This window comes from Vibrio sp. 10N.222.48.A3, assembly GCF_041475345.1.
GTDB classification, from domain to species: domain Bacteria; phylum Pseudomonadota; class Gammaproteobacteria; order Enterobacterales; family Vibrionaceae; genus Vibrio; species Vibrio tasmaniensis_A.
On record NZ_JBFRVX010000609.1, the window covers coordinates 1,088 to 9,436 of the forward strand.

At 43.6% G+C, this 8,349-nt stretch carries 9 protein-coding genes and 1 pseudogene; 2 read left to right on the top strand and 8 right to left on the bottom strand.

Features of this window, described 5'->3' with window-relative positions:
- A partial coding sequence (locus tag AB4653_RS16985; RefSeq protein ID WP_136975498.1) for an Ig-like domain-containing protein occupies window positions 1-744 on the top strand: 744 nt, incomplete at its 5' end.
- A gap of 585 nt (window positions 745-1,329) precedes the next feature.
- Here the strand turns inward: AB4653_RS16985 and AB4653_RS16990 are convergent.
- Complete coding sequence (locus AB4653_RS16990; protein WP_017100374.1) at window positions 1,330-2,223, bottom strand: dihydrodipicolinate synthase family protein; 894 nt, start codon at window positions 2,221-2,223, stop codon at window positions 1,330-1,332.
- 235 nt (window positions 2,224-2,458) lie between these two features.
- Here AB4653_RS16990 and AB4653_RS16995 point away from each other — a divergent pair.
- Window positions 2,459-2,637 (top strand): annotated as a pseudogene (locus tag AB4653_RS16995) (IS256 family transposase); the annotation flags it as partial.
- 9 nt (window positions 2,638-2,646) lie between these two features.
- Here the strand turns inward: AB4653_RS16995 and AB4653_RS17000 are convergent.
- From AB4653_RS17000 to AB4653_RS17030, 7 genes are all read right to left on the bottom strand, one after another.
- Window positions 2,647-3,579, bottom strand: coding sequence for a RimK family alpha-L-glutamate ligase (locus AB4653_RS17000; RefSeq protein WP_017100375.1), 933 nt, complete (start codon window positions 3,577-3,579; stop codon window positions 2,647-2,649).
- A gap of 16 nt (window positions 3,580-3,595) precedes the next feature.
- A complete protein-coding gene (locus tag AB4653_RS17005) occupies window positions 3,596-4,336 on the bottom strand; it encodes an SDR family NAD(P)-dependent oxidoreductase (RefSeq protein WP_017100376.1) in 741 nt (246 codons plus the stop codon).
- Between the two features lie 9 nt (window positions 4,337-4,345).
- Window positions 4,346-5,518, bottom strand: coding sequence for an MFS transporter (locus AB4653_RS17010; protein ID WP_102258450.1), 1,173 nt, complete (start codon window positions 5,516-5,518; stop codon window positions 4,346-4,348).
- A gap of 88 nt (window positions 5,519-5,606) precedes the next feature.
- Window positions 5,607-6,596, bottom strand: a complete 990-nt coding sequence (cysK, locus tag AB4653_RS17015; RefSeq protein ID WP_017100378.1) for a cysteine synthase A — start codon at window positions 6,594-6,596, stop codon at window positions 5,607-5,609.
- Between the two features lie 20 nt (window positions 6,597-6,616).
- Window positions 6,617-7,186: a YqcI/YcgG family protein gene (locus tag AB4653_RS17020; protein WP_240798337.1), complete on the bottom strand. Its 570-nt coding sequence runs from the start codon at window positions 7,184-7,186 to the stop codon at window positions 6,617-6,619.
- Between the two features lie 49 nt (window positions 7,187-7,235).
- Window positions 7,236-7,391 carry a hypothetical protein gene (locus AB4653_RS17025; RefSeq protein ID WP_017100380.1) on the bottom strand — a complete coding sequence of 52 codons (156 nt, stop codon included), beginning with the start codon at window positions 7,389-7,391 and terminating at the stop codon, window positions 7,236-7,238.
- Entirely contained in the window at window positions 7,372-8,166 is a 795-nt protein-coding gene (locus AB4653_RS17030) for an arginase family protein (protein WP_017100381.1), read from the bottom strand. Before AB4653_RS17030 ends, AB4653_RS17025 begins: the two co-directional genes overlap by 20 nt.
- Between the last annotated feature and the right edge of the window lie 183 nt (window positions 8,167-8,349).

Sequence of the window (8,349 nt, forward strand, 5' to 3'; positions counted from 1 at the left end):
GGAGTCACCAGTAACACAGTGGACGTGGAGGTGACCAATGCCATCGTCACCTCGCTCACCGTCACGCCTTCACAGGTCTTAGTCGCGAAAGGTCAAACACAACAGTTACTTGCAACAGCGACCTACAGTGATGGGACCTCATCAGATGTCAGCCGTTCGGTCACGTGGACACCGGATGAACCACAGACAGCAACGGTCACGCCTACTGGTTTATTGTCTGGGGACACAGTCGCCACCACGACGGTTGAGGCTTTCCTAGACGGAGTCACCAGTAACACAGTGGACGTGGAGGTCTATGCATGTAGGAGTACGGGAGCTTCATGTCTTGACATCTTCGATACTGGTAGTGGGAAATTGTTTACAAATTCACCATCCAAAACGTTCCTAGATAGTAGAGGAGGCAGTACAAATAAAGGTTTTACACAAGAAATAGGAACTTCAGGTCCTACTGGGGATTTCTATATTTTCGATTGGAATAACGCAGATTCATTGTGTGACACATATAATTCCAAGAGTATTGCAGGACGAACCAACTGGCGTTTAGCTACTGTGAATGAGTTAAGGGGACTATTCAACACAAATGGAAATATGTTTACTGCTCGTGGCTGGGCAGTCAGGATAAATTACTGGACATCAACGTCTCGTGGTCCGGGCTATGCCAATATATCTCTCAGAAATGGTCACTCTGGGCTCACTATGCCGAGCGACGACTATCTTTACGCATCGTGTGTCTCTGTTCCTTAGCGGCAAACGTCTGAGTCTTAGATTTCTCTCTCAAAACCACCTACCTCGGTAGGTGGTTATATTAGTGATTTTAATAAAGTGCTTGGCAGGTACTTTAATACATTAGTTAGTTATCAAGATAAAACCTAGGCAGATAGATATTGAGATGAACTGGTAGTCTTCTTCGATGAAATAACCTACCAGAAGTGCCGAAGTATATTGATGATGTCAGCTAACTTAAATATCTTGGTTATACCTATTATTGGTATTGTTTCTGGATATTACCTTCTAAAAGAGGGTGTTTTAGGTTTTGACTTATTAGGTATAAGTTTTTTGTTGTCGGCAATTGCCATCTGTAGTGGATAAGGGCATTTGGCCAACAACATGCAGGGTGGTCGTATGGTTGTAATACTAGAAGTAATCCGCAAAGTCAGGATGTTCTATGGTTCGTAACTCAGAAGTGTCCAGCTTCGTGCTGACAGGGTAGATCACATTTTACCCGTGGCAGCTAGATTAGTAAAAACACTGACACGGTTTTGGTCCAAAGCTTGCCATCTTGATTTTGGGTCGAAAAATCCCGTAAGAAATTTCACTCTACATATAGTGTTAAGCGAGATCTAACTCTGAGATAATTTCTTGCAGAATGAGCTTGGATTCACTATCTAATCCTGTCAAAGGGGTTGGTAAACATGGGGATTCAGCATAGCCTAATATTTCTGCCGCACTGACCATCACCCTCATGGCACCGAGATTATCTGAGAACAATTGCCACAGTCTGTCATATCTTAGAGAGAGTTCTTTCGCTTGCGCAGGGGAAGAAATTTTGGCTTGCTTAAATAAGTATAGAGCGGTGAGTGGGAACAAACCTGCTAGGACGGAATACCAAACGTCACATCCTGCTTGAATGCCATTTGAAGCGAATACGTCACCACTAACTCCAATCGTTACATTGCCTGGCAGTAGTTTTCTGAGAGCTTGAACTCGGCATCCACCCTGATCTTCAAATTGCGCACCAGGGAACTTTATTGACTGCACCATTTTTAGCTTTGCAATCTCAGCATGGAGTTCGTGACTAAAGGTAAAATGGGTAGCAGCTGGGTTGTCGTATACACAGATAGGTACCGAAACGCTCTCCGATACACGTCGATAGAGTTCATAGACTTCTTCATCGAATAACCGATGATAAGAAATAGGCGCGAGTAAAAGACCTTTTACGCCGAGCTGCTCTGCTTGCTCAGCATTAGCAAGCACATCCCTTAATCGTAGCGACCCGATGCCAGCCAAGACAGGAATTTCTCCTGCCATTTCAACTGCTGTAGCAATCGCGTTATGTTTCTCTGATGCGTTTAAATACGGATATAAACCTGTTGACCCTAAGGCACATATAGAATCAACCCTTGCGTTAATTAAACGGCCAAGAATCTGACTATAAGCGGTCACGTCGATTCGTTCATCCGACATCGGGGTGATCGGGAAAGCACTGATTCCTTTAAATATCATAGATAAATTCCTTTCATTATGTGTGTTTACCGAGTGTTATGCGACCATAATGAGCCTATCGCAAATACATTAAACAGGATGGTAAAGATAGACAATGATCTGCACAGCCAAGACTGGACACCAAATTAAGTGACTTTCCATACCTGTAGTTATTCATGACTTTCTAATTTAGCAAAGGTACTGATTTATTTTTGTCCAGAAACTTCATAGGCTAAATTTTTATCCGTCACTTTTTATCTCGAAAGCCGTCAACAAAAGTAAGCTATTCCCAACGGATGAAGTGGCAGGGAAGACGATCTTCTTAGCGATCCAGGATGTCTCCGTACAATGGACGATGCCCATATAAGCAAATGGCGACAAGTTCTGAACCGCTTTATAATTATGTTCGAAGACCGATTAACTGCTTATAGGTAACCAGGGCAGTTACAAAGAATCCTTTATATATACAGGCTTTGGGGCTTTATCAATAATCGACTGCACAAATATATCAACGCATTCAGGCGTAAGTGGTAGGCTTAGTGATGGTTCGGTTATCTCAAGTTCCAGCAGCAGCGGCCGACCATTTTTACCTTCAATGAAGTCTAATCTCGCGTACAGAAGTGGTTGAGAAAGACCAAGATTGCTTTGTACTAACCTCAATATACGCTTCGCCAACGCCTTCTCTTCACTATTCGCTTCTTTTAGCTTGCGAAATTCCATGTCCGGCGTTTTAGTCTCACCACGTTGTGCGAGCAAAGGTTCCTTCTTAATCGCATGTGAGTACGTATGATCAAAGTAAATCATGTTCGTTTCACCATGCTCTTCAATCGTATGTAGGTATGGTTGAATAATGACGCCCTTACCTAGTCCTAATAGGTAACGCACATGCTGAGTTATTTTGTCTAAATCTTCGATGGACAGACGAATGACACCGAATGAATAGGCACCAACTGTTGGTTTAATCACGACTTCGTGAACTTTCCAGTAGTTATCTTGAAGATTAGCAACGGCTGCTTGAATCTCAGTTTCTGAGTAGATGATTTCTGTCGGGACAATTGGGACACCCTGCTTCTCGAGTTGTTTCAAATAACTCTTGTCTGAGTTCCATCTGATCACCGATAGAGGATTGAGCAGTACTGAACAATTTTCAACTTGTTGGCAAAATTCAATGAATGGCTCAATTTTCTCCATATAGGTCCACGGTGAGCGCAGGACAACCACATCATACATAGCCCAATCGTGGTTGGGGCTATCCCAAAATATCACATCAACTTCCACGTCAGTACGCTTAAAAGCGTCCAGAATATAAGGCATATCATAGTCGACAGCTAGGCTATCACTATCTGAGACTAAAGCGACTTTCTTTGTTGCGAGCATTTAACTATTCCTTTTACTACCAGGGAAGAAGGGATTCCATGTGAATAAACTGACCACTCACTAAGCTGTCAGCATCAAGTGCCACTTTTATCGCTGTGAGGGCTCCTTCTTTTGGGGTTAACATCCCATCGCCATCGTTTAAGTCGGTCTTTGTATAGCCGGGATGGATGCTATTTACCGTTATCGAGGTATCTCGAAGCTCATAGGCGAGGTGAGCAGTCCAAGAATTGAGGGCACTTTTTGAGGCACTGTACGCTGGTAGAGATTTAAATTCATCCGTGTATGCGTATGATTTGGTGTCACTATGTAACGTCACCGATCCCAATAAGCTCGATACATTGAGGATTTTTCCTTTCATTGAGCGCTTGAGTAAAGGTAAAAAGCTGCGGGTTACGTTTACCGTACCAAACAAATTTGTATTGAACGTTTCAAACCATTTTATGAGTGGTTGTTCAGACGGCGGTGTGCCATATTCTTCAACCCTTATTGCTGCGTTGTTTATAAGTATATCGACCTTACCAAACAAGGTTTCAACGATATGGACGGCTTCTTTGATAGATTTGTCGTCGGTAATGTCCATACATAAGCAATAGACTTCGATACCTTGGAGGTTCAGGTTAGCAGCAGCCTCTTTAATTGCTGCTGCTTTTCTACCAGCAAGCAGTACCTTATGACCTTGCTTGCCAAGTTCTGCTGCAATTTCAAAACCGATCCCTCTGTTTGCTCCTGTAATGAGCGAAATCTGTGAGTCTGACATTCAGCCTTCCTAGCTCTTAACTTTCATAAAGTGAGTTTGTTTCTTCCCTTCTATCAACTTTCCGACGACAATAATGAAACAAAGAGCCAGTAGAAGTGTTAGAAAACTGAGTATCGCCATCCAGTTACCGAAGCGCTGCGCTATGAATCCGGACGTAATTACAGGTATCGAAAATCCGACATAAGAATAGATGTACATGCCAGCCGTAGAGCTTGCCTTGTCGATGTTATGGTTACTCGTAAACTTAAGTAGCCCCGCCATATATGTGAAACCATAACTTGAAAGGCTAGTGCAACTGGCTCCGAAAAGAATGATCGTGATAGATTCATGATAGTAGCCAAGTGCTATGAGGCTAAACCCAAATACCGTAAAGAAACATCCCAATATTAGGCTTGAGTTTGGGTGCAAGCGTTTAGCAATGTGTTGAGTCAAAAAACCAGTGCAAATAGATAGGAAAACCATTAAGCCAGTCCAATCGCTTAAACCCATCTCATTGAGAAGTATTGGTACGATTGCGATGACCATACCCGTTGTAGCCCAAGCTAACATCATGCCTAAACCATACGACCACGTGTTGGTGGGGAAGCAAGGCAATGTAATGAGTTTGAGATTTGGTTTTATGGTTTGGTTGCTCGGCAATCGAACCAGCAACAACAACAACAAAGAAACGAGTAGAAATAGACTGAGGTAACTGTATGGCAGCACTGTCATGCCAGCTACGTTTAGGCTCACACTTGTCGCAAGTGCACCACTACCAAACCCCAACGACGTAGACGCGGCCACTAGCAACGTACCAAATTTTTGTTCTCGTTCATCAATAAGGTCGTATATATACGCTGAGACTGAGGTTGTGGTTAAGGCGGTAGCAACACCCAATAGCAGTCTTGCGACAAATAACGAGGTCCAATTTGGCTGAATGACGAGCAATGCCGTTGCCCCCGCACTTAACAATAGTGCAAGGAATATGGGTTGCTTCCTACCTACTTTATTTGAAATACCCCCTAGCATTAATAGAGTAGGCAATAGACCCAATACATAGGCAGCAAAGGCGATGGCGACCGCCGCGGGGCCCATGTTACTGTTTTCGGCATAAACACTGTAAAGAGGTGCTTGAAGGTTTACAGAGTAGGCCACACAGAACATGACCAACGCCAACACACTTAATGAAATTCGTTTTTCCATACGAGTATTCCTTTCGTTGATAATTATCGTTGATAGCGTTTACATGTCACGTGTACTATTAACATAAATCCAGTATTTAGAGGGTGAACTATGCATTACATTCAGCTGTTATAGACTCTTCGCTCCAAGTTGTAATAAAAGGGTCCGTTTCTTCATTACCAAGTTGATCAAACAACTCAGTAGACAAATATCTTTCTCCTGTATCTGGTGCCATTGCCAATATCACGCTTCCTTTAGATGCAGATTTAGCCACTTCTAAAGCTGTAGCTACCGTTGCCCCGGCAGAGATACCAACAAGAATGCCTTCGTGACGAGCTAAGTCACGTGCCGTCGTGATCCCCAAATTTCCATCAACAGTGACAAGGTTATCCACCACACTCTTATCCAGCACACTTGGTATGAAATCTGGGGTCCAACCTTGGATGGGGTGAACTTTCCATTGGTCCTTTGCGAGGATCTGAGCACCTTTAGGTTCTGGGACGACAATTTCAACCTCCGGTCGTGCCACCTTCAGCATCTGTCCAATACCCGTAAGAGTTCCGCTTGTACCAAAGCCTGTGACAAAGTAATCCAAACGCTTACCAGAAAAATCACTGAGTATCTCACTTGCTGTCGTTTCACGATGATAAGCAGGGTTAGCTGGATTATCGAACTGGCGGGGTCTGAACCATCCATTCTGAGCTGCAAGCTGGTCGGCAATTCGATTACCGCCGCTACTACCTTGTTCACTTGGGAACAAGATGACTTCACCACCGTAAGCGCGAATTAGCTTCCTGCGTTCTAGCGAATATCCATCCCCCATTACGGCGATAAATTTGTATCCTCTGGCTGCGGCAACCATGGCCAAGGCAATTCCAACATTACCTGAAGTGCATTCAATAATTGTGTCGTCTTTCTTGAGCAAACCTTTTGTTTCAGCGTCTAACACGATTGAGAGTGCAAGCCTATCTTTGACTGAACCAGCTGGGTTGAAAGACTCCACTTTGACATAAACCTCGACTCCCTTTGGAGCAAGATTGTTTAGTTTGACAATTGGAGTGCATCCAACAGTTTCTGTTATTGAGTTATATAAAGGCATCTACGTTCTCTCGTTAGTTTTTATTTGAAGGGACACAGTCTTGGTCGTTTCACACTAGCTTCTTGCAACTGATACTGACGCCATTCGAGGTTTTCTTCTTCTCCATAAAACCCCAACTCAGTTGGCATCACTCCGTTGTTGTATTTTTTGACACGATTTCGAATACGCTCTCGAGCCTGCCTGCCACCTTTCGTTTCACCATTAGCGACCATGTCAAAGACCTCCCTTGCGTTAATCACAAAATTAAGGCGTGAGCCGAGATTCCGATTTCTAAGCACTTGATGCTTGTCTGAGCTCATGTTGATAAACAGTTCGACACCATTAAAGCAGTATGTCCATTTAGATGCCTCGGGGTCGATAGGTATATGCCTAGGCCATTGAGCGACATCGTGCTCATGCGTCCAATTTAAGACTTCCCAACCAAGCTTGTGCGGTGCCATTGAAAGTGAAAGGTCCGGAGAAAAAAACACCACTAATGGCGAGAACATACGCTTATTAACTGGAGTGGAATTCAACATGTCCGTATAAGCAATCAGTCCATGCAAAAACGGGTAGTAAGTGTTGTGTTCATCCGACTCACAAAACAGCACTTGGATAGTCTTAGAGTTCCACGCTCTGCGGCTAAACAGGCAAGGGAACTCAGGGGGCGCTGACTCTCTTACTGAATTCTTCCCACGCTTCCTTCTTCCAGTTTGAAAACTGATTCAGTTCTTGCAACAGTTCTGCATGTGTATACAAGGTTTTATGTTGCTCATTAGGCGCAAGAGCCGCAGGGTTAGTTTTGATGATTTCCATGACTTAAACTCTTATTTTTTTTGAATAGCGCATCCACGGCTTGAATGATGAGATCTAGTCCTTCTGTATTGGCTACTGACGAGTGGCTATCTGCACAGAACTCAGCAAGTTCTAAGCCCATAATTTGGTTGTTAGGAAGTGACTCGAATAGATCCAATAATTGGGCGACTTTCAAGCCTCCCTCGACTTTGAAGTCAGCGGAAATCTGCCCCGGGTCCATAACGTCCCAATCCACATGAACCCAGACTTTGGAATCACCAATGAATTTGATGACTGACTCTGGCGTCAGAGTTGAAGGGGGAAAGTGCATGAGACCTGCATTATTAACGTTGTTAAGTTCTTTTTCATCGATGTCATGTACGCCAATTAAAGCAACATTATTAGGTTTAACTCCCGCGCCAAAACCGCTATCCCACAGGCCGCATGTAGCAGCCAATACCATCCCGCCGAGATAACCGGTTTCTGTCGTTTCAGGGGTATTAAAGTCACTGTGTGCATCGATCCATAGGACCTTTATGTCAGGAAAAGTCGATGCAACAACGGGCAGTGTCGCTAAGCTCGCTGAGCAGGTATTTGATGCAAATAGGACAGGGCTATCGCCAGTGGCTAGTAAATGGGAGATTTTTGTCTGCAACAGAGCGAGGGTCTTTCGAGATTCCTGGAGTGCAACACTCCAATCATCCGATTTCGTAGGCGATCGTTGCCCTACGTAGTTAGGTGTAATGTCATAATATAGAGCAAGTTTATTTGCTGTGAGCTTTGCGCCCTCGAGCATACGATCTGCTCTGTCCGCGACACGTCCTTGAGAGCAGAGTATTTGAAAAGGCATTTAGAAAGACGTCAATATATTAAAAATGAAGTCTTTTTATAGCTCAGCTAGATAAATATAAAAAAATAATAATGATTATTTATTATCAAAATAACTTTCAATATTAATTGAATTAATAAAACCCCATAT